The 15913-nt window shown below is 62.6% G+C and carries 16 protein-coding genes; 1 reads left to right on the top strand and 15 read right to left on the bottom strand.

Annotated elements, in window-relative coordinates:
- Nucleotides 1-114 precede the first annotated feature (114 nt).
- From NKG95_RS28830 to NKG95_RS28860, 7 genes are all read right to left on the bottom strand, one after another.
- Complete coding sequence (locus tag NKG95_RS28830; RefSeq protein ID WP_023717426.1) at nt 115-321, bottom strand: type II toxin-antitoxin system HicB family antitoxin; 207 nt, start codon at nt 319-321, stop codon at nt 115-117.
- 1 nt (nt 322) lies between these two features.
- Nucleotides 323-526 carry a type II toxin-antitoxin system HicA family toxin gene (locus NKG95_RS28835; RefSeq protein WP_031193524.1) on the bottom strand — a complete coding sequence of 68 codons (204 nt, stop codon included), beginning with the start codon at nt 524-526 and terminating at the stop codon, nt 323-325.
- Nucleotides 527-532: 6 nt separating this feature from the next.
- Nucleotides 533-4297, bottom strand: coding sequence for a vitamin B12-dependent ribonucleotide reductase (locus tag NKG95_RS28840; RefSeq protein ID WP_353043162.1), 3765 nt, complete (start codon nt 4295-4297; stop codon nt 533-535).
- Between the two features lie 655 nt (nt 4298-4952).
- Nucleotides 4953-5441: an NUDIX hydrolase gene (locus NKG95_RS28845; RefSeq protein ID WP_023717429.1), complete on the bottom strand. Its 489-nt coding sequence runs from the start codon at nt 5439-5441 to the stop codon at nt 4953-4955.
- A gap of 200 nt (nt 5442-5641) precedes the next feature.
- A complete protein-coding gene (gene gpt, locus NKG95_RS28850) occupies nt 5642-6142 on the bottom strand; it encodes a xanthine phosphoribosyltransferase (RefSeq protein WP_023674762.1) in 501 nt (166 codons plus the stop codon).
- 127 nt (nt 6143-6269) lie between these two features.
- Nucleotides 6270-7103 carry a universal stress protein gene (locus NKG95_RS28855; RefSeq protein WP_023717430.1) on the bottom strand — a complete coding sequence of 278 codons (834 nt, stop codon included), beginning with the start codon at nt 7101-7103 and terminating at the stop codon, nt 6270-6272.
- A gap of 79 nt (nt 7104-7182) precedes the next feature.
- Nucleotides 7183-7932 carry a competence/damage-inducible protein A gene (locus NKG95_RS28860; protein WP_353043163.1) on the bottom strand — a complete coding sequence of 250 codons (750 nt, stop codon included), beginning with the start codon at nt 7930-7932 and terminating at the stop codon, nt 7183-7185.
- Between the two features lie 146 nt (nt 7933-8078).
- On the opposite strand from NKG95_RS28860, the gene NKG95_RS28865 reads away from it, so the two are divergent.
- Nucleotides 8079-9065: an alpha/beta fold hydrolase gene (locus NKG95_RS28865; protein ID WP_353043164.1), complete on the top strand. Its 987-nt coding sequence runs from the start codon at nt 8079-8081 to the stop codon at nt 9063-9065.
- Nucleotides 9066-9162: 97 nt separating this feature from the next.
- Here NKG95_RS28865 and NKG95_RS28870 read toward each other — a convergent pair whose 3' ends face one another.
- The 8 genes from NKG95_RS28870 to NKG95_RS28905 all read right to left on the bottom strand — a co-directional run bounded on the left by NKG95_RS28870 (nt 9163) and on the right by NKG95_RS28905 (nt 15861).
- Nucleotides 9163-10056, bottom strand: coding sequence for a carbohydrate ABC transporter permease (locus tag NKG95_RS28870; protein ID WP_023717433.1), 894 nt, complete (start codon nt 10054-10056; stop codon nt 9163-9165).
- A gap of 1 nt (nt 10057) precedes the next feature.
- Nucleotides 10058-10909, bottom strand: coding sequence for a carbohydrate ABC transporter permease (locus NKG95_RS28875; protein WP_376705884.1), 852 nt, complete (start codon nt 10907-10909; stop codon nt 10058-10060).
- 185 nt (nt 10910-11094) lie between these two features.
- Complete coding sequence (locus NKG95_RS28880) at nt 11095-12420, bottom strand: ABC transporter substrate-binding protein (protein ID WP_353043165.1); 1326 nt, start codon at nt 12418-12420, stop codon at nt 11095-11097.
- 33 nt (nt 12421-12453) lie between these two features.
- Nucleotides 12454-13539 carry an ABC transporter ATP-binding protein gene (locus tag NKG95_RS28885; protein ID WP_352495828.1) on the bottom strand — a complete coding sequence of 362 codons (1086 nt, stop codon included), beginning with the start codon at nt 13537-13539 and terminating at the stop codon, nt 12454-12456.
- A 164-nt stretch (nt 13540-13703) separates the two neighbouring features.
- Nucleotides 13704-13943, bottom strand: a complete 240-nt coding sequence (locus NKG95_RS28890; protein WP_023674770.1) for a DUF2188 domain-containing protein — start codon at nt 13941-13943, stop codon at nt 13704-13706.
- 28 nt (nt 13944-13971) lie between these two features.
- On the bottom strand, nt 13972-14265 hold the full coding sequence (locus NKG95_RS28895) for a DUF982 domain-containing protein (protein ID WP_352641155.1): 294 nt from the start codon (nt 14263-14265) through the stop codon (nt 13972-13974).
- A 62-nt stretch (nt 14266-14327) separates the two neighbouring features.
- Complete coding sequence (locus NKG95_RS28900; protein WP_353043166.1) at nt 14328-14645, bottom strand: SH3 domain-containing protein; 318 nt, start codon at nt 14643-14645, stop codon at nt 14328-14330.
- 112 nt (nt 14646-14757) lie between these two features.
- The gene (locus NKG95_RS28905; protein ID WP_353043167.1) at nt 14758-15861 is read right to left on the bottom strand and encodes an NADH:flavin oxidoreductase/NADH oxidase; all 1104 of its coding nucleotides are present in this window, start codon (nt 15859-15861) and stop codon (nt 14758-14760) included.
- Nucleotides 15862-15913 lie beyond the last annotated feature (52 nt).

Raw genomic sequence — 15913 nt, forward strand, 5'->3', positions numbered from 1 at the left:
CTGAACGGCCAAGCAGCGCTCTCCGACGCTCAAAAAAGCATATATGCCTCAAATCGCATATCTATGCGCCTTCTCTGCAAAGGCCCCACAAGGGGAGAAGGGAATACGCAGCTTCTACGCCTCTACATATTCCGCCAAGCTGACACCTTTGGGCACATCCAGTCCATCGGCACGCAGGCCTTCGATATGAAAGCGTATTGCGTCGCGGATTTCGGCTTCCACTTCAGGCACAGTTGCAGCGGTGGCGATGCAGCCGGGCAGATCCGGCACATAGGCGGAAAAATTGTTTCCGGCTTTTTCAATCACCACCGCGTATCGCATGTCATCGCTCCTTCAGACCGGACTGTTTGAGGATGCTGTTCAGTGTACCTGGCGCAACCTCTTCAGACGGCTTGCCGGCCACGGTGACGCGACCGGCTTTGATTTCATGCTTATATTGGCGATGACTGCCCTTAGTTGCAATCAGATACCAGCCATCGGTCTCCAGCAAGCGAATGACTTCGCGGACCGTGAGCCGAGGCGGCATCTTTCCTCAGCTACACCCGCTCGTCGCCCCACAAGTGTCGCACTTCTCGCAAGTCCCGTTCCTCACCATCGTGAAATTGTGGCATTCCGAGCATTCGTTGCCGGTGTAGCCCTGCATCAATGATTGCTGGCGCCGGTTGGCGGCGAGCGCTTTGGCTTCGGCTGCTTCTTTCGCCGCCTCGTCGGTGAACAGCTCCGTCGGGTCGGACGCTTCCGCGTAGACGATGTCCTCGACCGGTTCCCTGGCGCGTTCCTCATAGTCGCGCTTGTAGGCGATGGCTTCGTCGCTTGCCGGCTTCAGCGTCAGCACGTTGGAGCCGGAGAAGGCGGTCGGTGCAGTACGGGCCGGAATTCCGGAGCCCGAACCGGCAAAACCCTTGGGCTCGGCGCCCATGCCCGACACCAGCTTGACCGGCGAGGCACCGCGGGTGAGACCCTTGGAGAAGGGCGTCGCCTTGCCTTCGTTGATGCCACGCCCGAGTGCGGTCTTGTCGAAATCCGACTGGTCGACATGGGCGAGGTCGTGGCGGCCGAGATAGGAGACGGCAAGTTCGCGGAACACGTAGTCGAGGATCGACGTGGCGTTCTTGATGGCGTCGTTGCCCTGCACCATGCCGGCCGGCTCGAACTTGGTGAAGGTGAAGGCCTCGACATATTCGTCGAGCGGCACGCCATATTGCAGGCCGAGCGAGATGGCGATGGCGAAGTTGTTCATCATCGCCCGGAAGGCGGCACCTTCCTTGTGCATGTCGATGAAGATCTCGCCGATACGGCCGTCGTCGAACTCGCCGGTCCTGAGATAGACTTTGTGGCCGCCGACGACCGCCTTCTGGGTATAGCCCTTGCGGCGGTTCGGCAGTTTTTCGCGGTCGCGGTAGAGACGCTCGACGACGCGCTCGACGATCTTCTCGGTCACCTGAACGGCGCGCTGTGCGGCCGGTGCCGCGATCAGCTGCTCGACGGCTTCGTCGTCGTCCTCTTCACCATCGGCGAGCAGCGAGGCATTGAGCGGCTGCGAGAGCTTCGAGCCGTCGCGATAGAGCGCGTTGGCCTTCAGCGCCAGCTTCCACGACAGCATGTAGGCACCTTTGGCGTCTTCCACCGTCGCGTCGTTCGGCATGTTGATGGTCTTGGAAATGGCGCCGGAGATGAAGGGCTGCGCCGCCGCCATCATCATGATGTGGCTGTTGATCGACAGCGAACGCTTGCCGATCTTGCCGCACGGGCTGGCGCAGTCGAACACCGGCAGGTGCTCGGCCTTCAGGAACGGCGCGCCTTCCAGCGTCATCGCCCCGCAGACATGGATGTTGGCGGCCTCGATGTCCTTCTTCGAAAAGCCAAGCGCCGGCAGCATCTCGAACGAGAAATCGTTGAGCTGCTCATCGGTGAAGCCAAAATTCTCCTTCACCCATTCGGCGCCCAGCGTCCACTGGTTGAAGACGAACTTGATGTCGAAGGCCGACTTCAGCGCCGCATTGAGCGCCGCGATCTTGTCGTCGGTGAAGCCTTTTGCCTTGAGCGAGCCGGGGTTAATGGCAGGCGCCTGGTTGAGATTGCCATGGCCGACGGCATAGGCCTCGATCTCGGCGATCTGGCTCTCGGAATAGCCAAGCGTGCGCAACGCTTCCGGAACCGCACGGTTGATGATCTTGAAATAGCCGCCGCCGGCGAGCTTCTTGAATTTTACCAGCGCGAAGTCGGGCTCGATGCCGGTGGTATCGCAATCCATCACCAGGCCAATCGTGCCGGTCGGGGCGATCACCGTTGCCTGCGCGTTGCGGTAGCCATGCTCCTCGCCGAGCTCGATGGCGCGGTCCCAGGCGGCCTTGGCATGGTTGGCAAGCTCCTGCTGCTTGAGATCCGAGGCGACCAGCGGCACCGGGTTGACGGCGAGCTTCTCGTAGCCGTCCCTGTCGCCATAGGCCGCGCGGCGGTGGTTGCGCATGACGCGCAGCATGTTCTGCGCATTGCGGTCGTAGTCGGGGAAGGCGCCGAGCTCGGCGGCCATTTCAGCCGAGGTGGCATAGGCCGTCCCGGTCATGATCGCGGTGAGGGCGGCGCAGATGGCGCGGCCCTCGTCGGAATCATAGGGAATGCCCGAGGTCATCAGCAAGCCGCCGATATTGGCGTAGCCGAGGCCGAGCGTGCGGTATTCGTACGAGAGCTTGGCGATCTCCTTCGACGGGAACTGCGCCATCATGACGGAGATTTCCAGCACCATGGTCCACAGCCGCACCGTGTGCTCGTAGGCGGCGATGTCGATGGTGCCGTCGGCGTTGCGATAGGGCAGAAGGTTGATCGAGGCCAGATTGCAGGCGGTGTCGTCGAGGAACATATATTCCGAGCACGGATTGGACGCCCGGATCGCACCGGCCGAGGCGCAGGTGTGCCAGTCGTTCATCGTCGTGTTGAAATGCAGGCCCGGATCGGCCGACGCCCAGGCGGCATAGCCGATCTTTTCCCAGAGATCGCGCGCCTTCAGCGTTTTCAGCACCTTCCCGTCCTTGCGGGCGGTGAGATGCCAGTCGCCGTCCTGCTCGACGGCGCGCAGGAAATCGTCCTTCAGCGACACCGAATTGTTGGAGTTCTGGCCGGAAACGGTGAGATAGGCGTCCGAATCCCAATCGGTGTCGTAGGTCTTGAACGACATCGAGGTGTAGCCCTGCTTGGCGAACTGGATGACGCGGTAGATGTAGTTCTCCGGCACCGCGTCCTTCTTGGCCGCCTTGATCTCGCGCTTCAGCGCGGTGTTGACCGCCGGGTCGAAGCAATCGTCGCCATTGCCTTCGCAGTTGATGCAGGCCTTCATGATCGCTTCGAGGTGCTTCTTGACGATCTTCGAGCCGGTGACCAGCGAGGCGACCTTCTGCTCCTCATTGACCTTCCAGTCGATGAATTCCTCGATATCGGGATGATCGGCGTCGACGATAACCATTTTCGCGGCGCGACGCGTCGTGCCGCCCGACTTGATGGCGCCGGCGGCGCGGTCGCCGATCTTGAGGAAGCTCATCAGGCCCGACGAGCGGCCGCCGCCCGACAGCTTTTCGCCTTCGCCGCGCAGGAACGAGAAGTTGGAGCCGGTGCCGGAGCCGTATTTGAACAGGCGCGCCTCACGCACCCACAAATCCATGATGCCGCCCTCGTTGACGAGGTCGTCCTGCACGCCCTGGATGAAGCAGGCATGCGGCTGCGGATGCTCGTAGGAAGACTTCGACTTGGTCAGCTTGCCGGTGAACGGGTCGACATAGAAATGGCCCTGGCTCGGGCCGTCGATGCCATAGGCCCAGTGCAGGCCGGTGTTGAACCATTGCGGCGAATTCGGCGCGACGCGCTGGGTGGTCAGCATATAGGCGAGCTCGTCGCGGAAGGCGCGCGCGTCTTCCTCCGACTTGAAGTAGCCGCCCTTCCAGCCCCAATAGGTCCAGGTGCCGGCAAGCCGGTCGAAGACCTGGCGGGCGTCGGTCTCGGAACCGTAGCGCTCGGCTTCCGGCAGCTTGGCCAGTTCCGCCTCGTCGGCGACCGAGCGCCACAGGAAGGAGGGGACTTGCGTCTCCTCGACCTTCTTCAGCCGTGCGGGAACGCCCGCCTTGCGGAAATATTTCTGCGCCAGGATATCGGCGGCAACCTGGGAGAACTGCGCCGGCACGTCGATGTTGTCCAAGCGGAACACCACCGAGCCATCCGGATTCTTGATCTCCGAAAGCGCCTTGCGGAACTCGATCTCCGCGTAAGCTGATTGCCCTGGCTTGGTGAAACGACGCTCGATGCGCATTGGTCCGGTCCCTTTTGTCTACATATAGCGCTTTTCCCAGAGGATTTCTGCCCTCTTGACGAAACGCGCATGGCCGCTGTCTGCCGGCGTTCGAAAACCCCGACTCTCATCTTCACAGTCTCCGCCGCCCTGCCGGTCGAACCTCCTGCGAGGCCGCTGTCCAACGCGCTCACGGACCCTGTGGGTCCCTCAAAACTGAAAACTTTTTGTAACACCCTCGGTCGAGGGAAATTCACATTATCTAGCGTCGAACCTACCTGCAAACACTAAATATAGTGTTAACAGACAATTTATTCAAGTCCGACAATCCTCCCCTTTCGCCCCCCAAGGCTTCAAAATCCCACGCCTTCGCCGGCCTCGTAAACAGGCGGGAATGCGGATCAAAACGCACATATTCCGGGAAAAAGACCGGCCTCGAAACTTTTCCGGTCGCACTCTCAACAGGAGCGCATGGCCTATAAAAGGCGACTCGTTTTGCGCCGTCAAGGATTCGTTTGCGTAGCTTTTATGACCCCAACATCTTGTGTGTCACATATGTGGATAACGGGGACAGAAGCGCGCTGATTTCCGTTTTTGCAGCCACAAGCCTGGTGCCGACGCTCGAAGGCCCTTGGCCGCAGCGAAGACCATGCCGACTCGGAAGCCATGTGCCGACTCAGTTGAAGCGATGCGGGTCGGCACCGAAATGGGCGATGATCTGACAGAGGTCAGGCTCGTTGACCATGCGTACCGCCTCGGCGGCGCTGACCCATTTGCGGATGCGCGCCCGCTTTTCCTTCCACCGGTCGGCGACCTTGTCGACGTGCAGCGGAAACACCAGCACCTCGCAGGGCACTTCCTCGCCGGACGCCAGCACCTTGGCATAGAAATAGCGGCCGGCCTCATGATGCGAGATCGTGCCGCGCAGCCCGGCCTCTTCGCCGGCCTCGCGCGCCGCTGCTTCGCAAAGCGGCTCCTTTGCTTCCGGCCAGCCCTTGGGAAGCACCCAGCGGCCGGTATCGCGGCTGGTGATCAGCATGATTTCGACGCTGTCGCCGCTATCGCGCCAGGGCAGCGCTGCAACCTGAAGGCGGCACGGCGCCGTGCCGAAGAGCCGCCGGACTCTTTCGGCCAGATGGTTGTGCGTCGTTGGCCTCGTCAACATCGGAGAAGCTTGCCCCAGCTCCCAGAATCATTTGCCGTCTCGTGAATCTTACGGCTAATCATAAGCAATAAAAGTAAAAAACTTCATGTGGACTGGTTAACCACTCCAATGGGCGTCGATTAAGGAAATATCGTGTGCCGGGGCCACTCCTTCAAGGAGTGCTCGACGCTGTCTTCCGACGGAAGCGGCGTTACCGCGAATCAGCCGGCGTGGTCGTCGGCGATCGGCTTTTGGTAGGTGAAGCCCATGTCCCAGGGAAAATAGATCCAGGTGTCCTGGCTGACCTCGGTAACGAAAGTGTCGACCATCGGCCTGCCTTTCGGCTTGGCATAGACGGTGGCGAAATGAGCCTTGGGCATCATCGCGCGCACGATTCCTGCCGTCTTGCCGGTGTCGGTGAGGTCGTCGATGATCAGCACGCCGGCGCCGTCATCGGCGAGCAGCGCTGGGGTGACCTCCTTCAGCACCTGCAGCTGCCCCTGGCTGGTATAATCGTGATAGGAGGCAACGCAGACCGTCTCGATGATGCGGATGCCGAGCTCGCGCGAAATGATGGCGGCCGGAACCAAGCCGCCGCGCGTGATGCAGACGATTGCCTTCCATTGCCCCTTGTTGGCGCCGGCAAGCCGCCAGGCGAGCGCGCGTGCATCGCGGTGGAACTGGTCCCAGGAGACCGGGAAGGCTTTTTCGGGCAGGGACATCTTTCGCGCACTCCGCAAAGCGCGCATCGCGCGCAGACACTATGGAATGCGCGCGGAATTAACTGGAAAGGCTTGGCCTTGGCAAGGGCACGGCAAAGCGATTGTCCAACCCGTGATCTCTATGAACTTACCGCGACAGGAAAGCCGCCACCGGCGCGGTGCGCAGCACCGTTCGCGTCACCCCGCCGAACAGCAGCTGGCGCAGCCAGGAATGGCTGTAGGCGCCGAGCACGAGCAGGTCCGCGCCCGATTCGGCGACCCTGGTCTGGATGATGTCGTCGACCGAGGCGCCGCCGGACCTCAGCACCGAGACGCTGACGGTCGCGCCGTGCCTGGACAGCGAGGCGGCGATCTCGGCGCCGGCCGTTTCCGGCGCCTCTTCGAGCGTATCCGGCGGGTCGATGACGACGATGTCCGTCTTCTCGGCCTCGATGATGAAGGGCAGGGCATCGAAGGCCGCGCGTGCGGCCTCCTTGCTGCCGTTCCAGGCGAGCAGCACGTGCTTGAAGCTGGTGACCAGCGGACCCGAATGCGGCACCACCAGCACCGGCCGGCCGGCATCGTAGACCAGCGTGTCGACGTCGGCGCTCGGATCGCCGCTCGATTCGCGCTGCGCGGCGATGATCAGATCCGCGGTGCGAACGGTCGAGATACCGGTCAGCGCACTGTCGCCGGAAAAACTCTCGAGGCTGCGCCACTCGAACGACAGGCCGGAATTCTCGACGCGTTTGTGAAAGGCGGCCTGCAACTTCTCGGCGCGCTCCCGGTTCATGTCGGCCGAAACCTGCAGGAACTCGGTGTCCGGAAAGCCGGTGGCCGAGGTGTAGGGCACGGGCAGCGCCTCGGCATGAATGCCGATCAGATGGCTCTGGAACCGGCTGGCCAGCGGGATCGCGCAGTCGAGAACGCGCTCGGCGTCCTGTTCATTCTGCAATATGGCGACAATGGTCTTGAAGCGCATGGGCAATCCCTCAGTTTTTCGGCGATCCCACTCGTGACAAACGTCACGGCGCGATGCTTGGTTCCGTCACGCCTGCCGATCAGCCCACCTTGCTTGCCTTGGTCAGGCCCGCCACCATAGCCTCTACGTCGGCGCGTGCGGAGTCCAGCGCCTGCTGGCTGCGGGCACGCACCACCAGTTCGGTCCAGAATTTGCCGTCGCCATATTTCGGGTAGGAGCCAATGATCGTATCCGGATGCGCCTTCTGGATGTCGCCCAGCGGCCCGCCGATTAGGCCTTCGCCGAACGGACATTCCACGGTTGCCGAGAGCATTTTGGTGCCGGCCCGCAATGTCGGCACGACATTGTCGAGCATCGCCTGGAAAATCGCCGGCACGCCGGCCATGACATGGACGTTGCCGATGCGAAAGCCCGGCGCAACCGACACCGGGTTGTCGATGTGGTCTGCCCCGCGCGGCATCCGCGCCATGCGCTTGCGCGCTTCGGTGTATTCGATGCCGCGGGCAGCATAGCTTGCCTCCAGCAGGGCGTAGGCCCTGGCGTCGTATTCGCACGGCACGCCGAAGGCCTTGGCGATGGAATCGGCGGTGATGTCGTCATGCGTCGGGCCGATGCCGCCGGTGGTGAAGACATAGCTGTAGCGGGTGCGCAGCGCATTCACCGCAGCGACGATCTCGTCTTCCTCGTCCGCAACGATGCGCACTTCCTTCAGGTCGATGCCGATCGCCGTCATGATGTCGGCGAGGTGGCCGATGTTCTTGTCCTTGGTGCGGCCGGACAGAATCTCGTCGCCGATGACGAGCATGGCGGCGGTGACGATTTCGGTCATGGCAGGCTCCGGCAACGGGTCGCCTGAGATAGCGCGGCGAACGGCCGGCGGCAATGCCGCCAAACGACGGATCCACCTGTGCCACCTCCCTTGCAGTGGAACCTTCGGCGGGTGATGCTGCGCCGGTTTGGGCCATGAGCAAGAACATGCCGGTATCGATTCTTCTATGGCTGCCCGGCGCGCTGTTTCTGCTGGCGCTCGTCGTGGCAGCTTATCCTGTGCTGGCGACGCTGCGGATTGCGGCGAAAGCCGAAAGGCTGGTGCCGGCCAGCGGTAAATTCATCGAGATCGACGGCAATCGCATCCATTATTTCGAGATGGGCGAGGGGCGGCCGATCGTCTTCCTGCACGGCCTTGGCGCGCAGCTTCATCAATTCCGCCACACGCTGTTCGGACGGTTCGGCCCGAACTATCGGCTGATCGCGCTCGACCGTCCGGGTTCCGGCTATTCGGTGCGGGCCAGGGGCGCCAGCGGGCGGCTACCCGAGCAGGCCGAGATCGTGCGGCATTTTATCGAGGCGCTTGGACTGCAAAAGCCGCTGATCGTCGGCCACTCGCTGGGTGGCGCCATCGCGCTGACGCTGGCTGTCGAGCATCCCGGGGCGGTTTCCGGTATCGCCTTGCTGGCGCCGCTGACCCATCTGGAGCCGGACGCGCGCGAGAAGTTCGGCCCGCTATACATTCAGTCGCCGCTGCGGCGCCGGATCATGGCTCACACGGTGGCGATCCCGGCGGCTCTCAGATACGCAGAACGCACGCTGGCCTTCATCTTCGCGCCGCAGGCGACGCCGGCCGACTATATGGTCGAGGGCGGCGGCTGGTGCGGGCTCAGGCCAAGTCATTTCTATGCAACGTCGACCGATGTCGTGGCCATCGAGCACGACCTTGGCCGTATCGAGCAACGCTATCGCGAGATCACCATGCCGGCTGGCATTCTGTTTGGTGCTTCCGACGTCGTGCTGGGCATCGATATCCATGGCTGGCCGCTGATGGAAAAGATCAGCGGGCTCGATTTCGAGCCGGTCGAGGGGCTTGGCCATATGCCACAATTCGTCGGGCCGGAACGGGTCGTCGCTTTCATCGAACGCATTGCCGACCGCGCATTTGCGCCGAAGTCCGACACCAGCAGCTGACACGCTCCCGGAACCTCACGCAAAGGTGTGCAACCCGCCGCAGCCTCGGCCGGCAGGGTGCCTCGGGACATCCCGGCCGCCGGGAATACCTCCGAACCTATTCCTTCACGGCTCCGGTCATCGAGGAAACATAGTGCTCGACAAAGAACGAATAGAGCACCACCACCGGCAGCGAGCCGATCAGCGCTCCCGCCATCAGCGCCCCCCATTCATAGACGTCCGAGCGCACCAGTTCGGTGAGCACGCCGACCGGCACAGTCTTGTTTTCGGACGACTGGATGAAGGTCAAGGCGTAGATGAACTCGTTCCATGACAGCGTGAATGCGAAGATGCCCGCGGAAATCAGGCCCGGCACCGACAGCGGCAGCACGATCTTGGTGAGGATCTGCCAGCGGCTCGCCCCGTCGATCAGCGCGCATTCCTCCAGCTCGAACGGGATCGAGCGGAAGTAACCCATCAGCAGCCATGTGCAGAACGGGATCAGGAAGGTCGGATAGGTGAGGATGAGCGCGAAGGGCGTGTCGTAAAGCCCAAGGTTGAACACCATCACCGACAGCGGAATGAACAGGATCGACGGCGGCACGAGATAGGCCAGGAACACCGCGAGGCCGACCTGCCGCGCCCCGGAGAACCGCAAGCGTTCGATCGCATAGGCAGCGAACACTGCTGCCAGCAGCGACAGGAAAGTGGCGGCGGTCGAGATGATGATCGTGTTGAGCAGCCAGCCCGGATAGGACGTCTCGAAGAGAAGATAGCGGATATGCTCGAGCGTCGGATGCACCACCCAGAATGGATTGAAATTGGCGTAGTCGGTCATCTCGAGGTTGGGCTTAACCGCCGTGATCGTCATCCAGTAGAACGGAAACAACAGCACGATGACGAATATCAGCAACGGCAGGTAAACCGTCACCACGCGGCGCGGCACACTCTGCAGGTAGCCCATGCCGCCTTCGTCGAGTTCGGGGCGTTTGCTCGTTTCGATCGCGGTCATGTCAATCTCCGCCGCCCTGCTGCCATTTGCGGCGTTGCAGGCCAAAGTAGCTGAACAGGATCGCCGCCAGCAGGAACGGGATCATGGCGACTGCGATCGCGGCGCCTTCGCCAAGCTGGCCTCCGGAAATGCCGCGCTGGAACGACAGCGTCGCCATCAGATGGGTGGCGTTCACCGGCCCGCCGCGCGTCAGCACATAGATCAGCTGGAAATCGGTGAAGGTGAACAGCACCGAAAACGTCATGGTTATGGCGATGATCGGCGTCAGCAGCGGCAGCGTCACATAGCGGAACAATTGCCAGCGGCTGGCGCCGTCGAGCGTGGCGGCCTCGTAGAGCGACTGCGGAATCGTCTGCAGGCCGGCAAGCAGCGTGATCGCCACGAAAGGAATGCCGCGCCAGACATTGGCGGCGATGACCGAAGCGCGCGCATTCTCCGGATCGCCGAGGAAGTTGATGCGATGGTCGATCAGGCCCATTTCCATAAGCGCCCAGGACAGGATCGAGAACTGCGAATCGTAGATCCACCAGAAGGCGATGGCCGACAGCACCGTCGGCACCACCCAGGGCAGCAGGACGATCGCGCGGAAGAACGACTTGAACGGCAGGTTCTGGTTGAGGATAAGCGCCAGCCAGAGGCCTAGCGCAAACTTCAGGATCGAGGCGCTGATCGTGTAGAGCAAGGTGTTGAAGACGGAGAGCCAGAAGACGGCGTCATCCCACAGATATTCGTAGTTCTCGATGCCGATGAAGATGCCGGGGCGGCCGATGCGGGCATCGGTGAAGCCGAGCCAGACGCCGAGCCCGAGCGGATAGGTTAGGAAGACCAGCAGCAGCGCCGCCGCCGGCAGCATGAAGCCGAAGCCAAGCGCGTTATGACTTTCAGACACGAACGTCAAAATGCGCGACAGCGTCGACCGGGGTGGCTGAGCGGCAGCGGAGGTCACGGCCATGGGTCGGCTCCTCTAAGTCTCATTGATCGGCCAGGCGGCCATGCGCGATTCGAAGCCGGGCAGCATGGCTGCCCGGCTGAATCCGCTCAAACGCGATAGTAGCGGTTTGCGCGCTTCTCGGCTTCTGCCATCGCTTCTTGCGGCGTCGCCTGGCCTGTCACCGCCTTGGCGAACATGTCGACCAGCACATAGTCGGCCATGGTCGCCGCCGAAGCATAGCCGAGCGGGCCGGCATAGCCGTTGGGCCGCAGCGTCGCCGAGGCCTTGGCGTAGGCGGCATTGTTCGGATCGGCCGTCCACACCGGGTTGTTGTCGAAGGCTTTGAGCGTCTGGCAGCAATAGCCCGCCGAGGACGTGATCCACTGCGACATTTGCTGTTCCTCGAACATGAACTGCAGATAGGCTTTGGCCGCATTGGGGTAGGGCGTGTAGTCGAAGATCACGGCCGTGGTCACCTGGAACAGCTCGACGGATTTCCCGACAGGACCGATCGGCAGGTTGGTCGTGCGCGTGTCCTTGGCGATTTCGGTCAGTTTCGGATCCTTGTCCTTGTTGATCTTGGCGGTGTTGTAGGCGGAAATGCCATTGGCGATCACGCTCAATTCGCCGGCCAGGTAGGCGCGGTTGTTGTTGACGTCGAGCCAGCTTTCGGTACCGGGAATGAAGGTCTTGTAGAGCTGTTGCGCGTATTCGATCGCCTTCAGCGTCTCGGGGCTGTTGATCGTCACCTTGCCGCTCTCGTCGACCATCTGGCCGCCATGGCTCCACAGCAGCCAGTGGGCGTAGTTGTTGCCGTCGCCGACGCCGTGGCCATGCGTGAAGCCGGCCGGGTGCCCCTTCGCCTGCAATGCCTTGCAAAGCTCGAGCAGGCCTGCCGTGTCCTTCGGAAATTCGGAGAAGCCGGCCTCCTTCACCCAGCTTTCACGATAGACGATGGCATTGCCGATGGTGGCCAGCGGCAGGCCGAGGAATTTGCCCTGCCGTGTCGCATATTGCTTCGGTCCATCGTGCCAGCCGCCATATTTCGAGCCGAGATATTCGCCCAGTTCCGTCACGTCATGCAGCTTGTCGGGATATTGATGCGGGTCGTCGAACCAGACCAACATCAGGTCCGGGCCGGAGCCGACATTGGCGGCGACCGCTGCCTTGGGGCGGATGTCCTCCCAGCTTTCCTTGTCGACGCGGACCTCGACGCCGGTCGCTTCGGTGAAGCGCTTGGTGTTGGCCAGCCATTGATCCTCGTCGCCCTGCACGAAAGGCGACCAGCGCAGCAGCCTGAGCTTGGCGCCGTCCTCGGGCTTGTATTTCAACCCCTCCTGGGCAAAGGCGGGAGAGCCGATGAGCCGGCTTCCCAAGGCTCCCGCCGCAACGCCGGCGGTGGTGCGGATCACGTCGCGTCTGGTGAATTTCATGCTCGCTTCCTCCTGCTTATTGTCCGTGCCGTCCTACTGCTTGATGGGTGTTTCGAACCGCTGTCCGGTTTTGCCGTGAAAGAGATGGATGAGGCCAGGCTCGGCCGTAAGCCAGATGGTTTCGCCCGGCGTGAAGGAATGCCGTTCCCGGAAATTGGCGACGATCTCCTCGCCGCCGGCGGTTCGGCCGATGAGCTGCACTTCGGACCCTGTCGGCTCGACCACCACGACAGTGACCGGAATGCCCTGATTGTCGGATAGCCGCAAATGCTCGGGCCGTATCCCCAGCACGACCGGCTCACCATTGCCGATGGAAAGTGCCGAGGCCAACGGGACCGAAATCCCTCCGGCGCCGCGAAACGACGGCGAGCCGTCGCTTACGATCTCGCCCCTCAGCATGTTCATGGCGGGCGAGCCGATGAAGCTGGCGACAAAAAGATTGTTCGGCCGGTCGTAGAGTTCGAGCGGCGGCCCGATCTGCTCGACGATGCCGTCGTGCATGACGACGATCTTGTCGGCCATGGTCATCGCCTCGATCTGGTCGTGGGTGACGTAAACCGTCGTCGTCTTCAGGCGCTGGTGCAGTTCCTTGATCTCGGCGCGCATCTGCACCCGGAGCTTGGCATCGAGATTGGAGAGCGGCTCGTCGAACAGGAAGACCTGCGGATCGCGCACGATCGCGCGGCCCATGGCGACGCGCTGGCGCTGGCCGCCGGAAAGCTGGCGCGGATACCGGTCGAGCAGCGGCACCAGTCCCAGGATTTCGGCCGCGCGCCGCACGCCGGCATCGCTCTCCGTCTTGGGAACGCCCTTGAGCATCAGCGAGAACGCCATGTTCTCGGCGACCGTCATATGCGGGTAGAGCGCATAGTTCTGGAAAACCATGGCGACGTCGCGCTCTTTTGGCGCAACGTTGTTGACGATACGTTTGCCGATCGCGATCTGGCCGCGCGAGATCTTTTCCAGGCCGGCGATCATCCTGAGCAGGGTCGACTTTCCGCAACCCGAAGGACCGACCAACGTGACGAACTCGCCGTCGTTTATATCGACGCTGACCCCGTGCAGGACCTCGACGGTCCCAAATGATTTGTAGACATCGCCGATTGCGACAGACGCCATCGATCTCCTCCCGACTGATTCCTGCAACGACTTCGAAGGAAACCGCTTTCTTGCCTGGCCCGCGACAGCGCCCAGGCTCCTCCCCGGTCACGCGCGATGTCAGACGGTAGCGCTACCAAACCGACCTGTAAAGCAGCCCGGCATCACCTGGATATCGACACACCCTAATCCGAAACCTCGGTCTGCGGCCGGTCGCGGCCATCGGCGAGCTCGTCGTGCCATTTGCCGTCGGCGTCCTCGTACTGGATGCCATCGGTGTTGCCGGCGACCTGCTGTTCGGCCGAAGCGATCTCGGCGGCGCGCAACGCGTCCTGATGGGTGGGGAACGTTTCGGAGAATGTCGAGCCGACCTTGTAGGCCCAGCCTCCGTCATGCTCGACGATCTTGTAGGTCAGTTTCGCCATGAAACCCTCCGGTTGAAAGCCCGTTGCCTCAATGCAGCCTATCGTCGGCCAGTCTGTCGTTTGGCAGCCTGTCGTCCGTAACCAGCACGTCCGATTCCCTGGCGGCTTCGATCAGTGCCCGGCGTGCATCGGCCGTCGAACGATAACCTTCCAGCACTTTTAGGCAAGTGTCGAGGGCATCACGATGACGCGGCCCGCGATTGAGTGGCCAGACCGTCATCAGGCACTCCGCCGCCTCCTGGGCGCTGCGGATATGCCGATATTTACCGACATGGCCGAGTTCGACCACGACCGGCTTTTCAAATGGCTTGCTGTCCATCATCGCCGCCAACGCGGAGCGGCCGATTTGGTTGCAACAGCTATTTTAGCTCAGGCGAAAATACCTCAATAGCCGCAGTCGTTGCGCAGCCAGCGCGCATTCGCCCAGCCGGCGCGGCCGCCGAAATCGACCTGGTACCAGTTTCCGCGACGGTCAAAGATCTCGGTTTGGTCGCCGTTGAACAATTGCCCGATCATGCGCGACGACGAGTTCGGCCGGGCCCGAACGGCGAGAAAGCCGCTTCCCGTTGCCAGATTGTAGTGCCTGGAAAGACCGTGCACCGTGCCTTCGCAATATTGCGCCCCGGCCGGCGTCGATGTGGCAAACGACAGCCCGGCCAAAACCGCGGCAACAGCCGCAATGGAAATCCCCCTGAACGACATGTCTCTGCTCCCCCAACCTGCCGCGCCCAGCCGCGGCCCTCGCCACTCTACACCGGCAGAGGATCAAAGCGAAGCTATGGTTCCCTGTCCAGCGAGGTGAGAACCCGCCCCGTCAGTTCGCCGCCTTCATCCAATGCTGCATCGTCGTCACCGAGCGGGCAAGCTGCGGCGCCGGGTGGATTTTTTCGCCGAAGGTGGCCGCGGCGCGCCAGCCCCAGCGCGGATCGGCAAGGAAGGCGCGCGCCAGCGCCACCATGTCGGCGCGCCCGTCGGCGACGATCGCCTCGGCCTGTTTCGGATCGTCGATCAGGCCCACGGCCCGCGTCGCGATGCCGGCGCCCTTGCGCACCGCTTCGGCCAGATGAACCTGGTAGCCGGGTCCGGACGGCAGCTTCTGCAACGGCGAATTGCCGCCGCTCGAGCAGCAGAGATAGGCGACGCCGACTTCCTTCAGCGCTTTTGCCACTTCGATCGCATCCTCGACCTCGAAGCCGCCATCGACCCATTCCTTGATTGACAGACGCGCGCCCAGCATCAGCCTGGGCACCGCCTTCTTCACCGCCTTGGCGATCTCGACGGCGAAACGCATGCGGTTTTCCAGAGAGCCGCCCCAGCGGTCGGTGCGCCGGTTGGACAGCGGCGACAGGAACTGGAAGATCAGATAGCCATGCGCGGCATGCAACTCGATGAAGTCGAAGCCGGCGCGCTCGGCCCGCCGTGCCGCGTCGGCGAAGCGTTCGATGATTTGCAGGATCTCGTCGTCCTCCAGCGCCCGCGGCACCTGCCAGCCGGTGTCGTAGGCGATCGCCGAGGCCGACACGATCGGCCATGGGTCCTGATCGGCATGCAGCGGGCCGCCGCCCTCCCAGGGTTTCCGGTTGGAGGCCTTGCGGCCGGCATGGGCAAGCTGCGTGCCGAATTTCGTGCCCGGCGCGGCGACGCGCTTGGCTGCATCCAGCGTGCGTCGCGCCGCCGCCTCGTTGTCCTCGGAATAGAGGCCGAGACAGCCATGCGAGATGCGGCCGCGCCGTTCGACATCGGTCATCTCGACGGTGACCATGCCGGCACCCGACATCGCCAGGTTCATCCAGTGATAGAGGTGCCAATCGCTGGCCGAGCCATCCTCGGCCGAATACTGGCACATCGGCGCGACCGCGATGCGGTTGGGGAAGGTCAGGCCGTCGAGGGTGATCGGCTGGAAAAGCGATGAGGTCATAAAAAACTCCGGAAAGGGTTGCCGCTATTTATGCAGCCGATTGTGCCAGCGC

Origin of the sequence: Mesorhizobium sp. M1423, assembly GCF_040317575.1 — a bacterium.
In the GTDB taxonomy this organism is placed as follows: Bacteria; Pseudomonadota; Alphaproteobacteria; order Rhizobiales; family Rhizobiaceae; genus Mesorhizobium.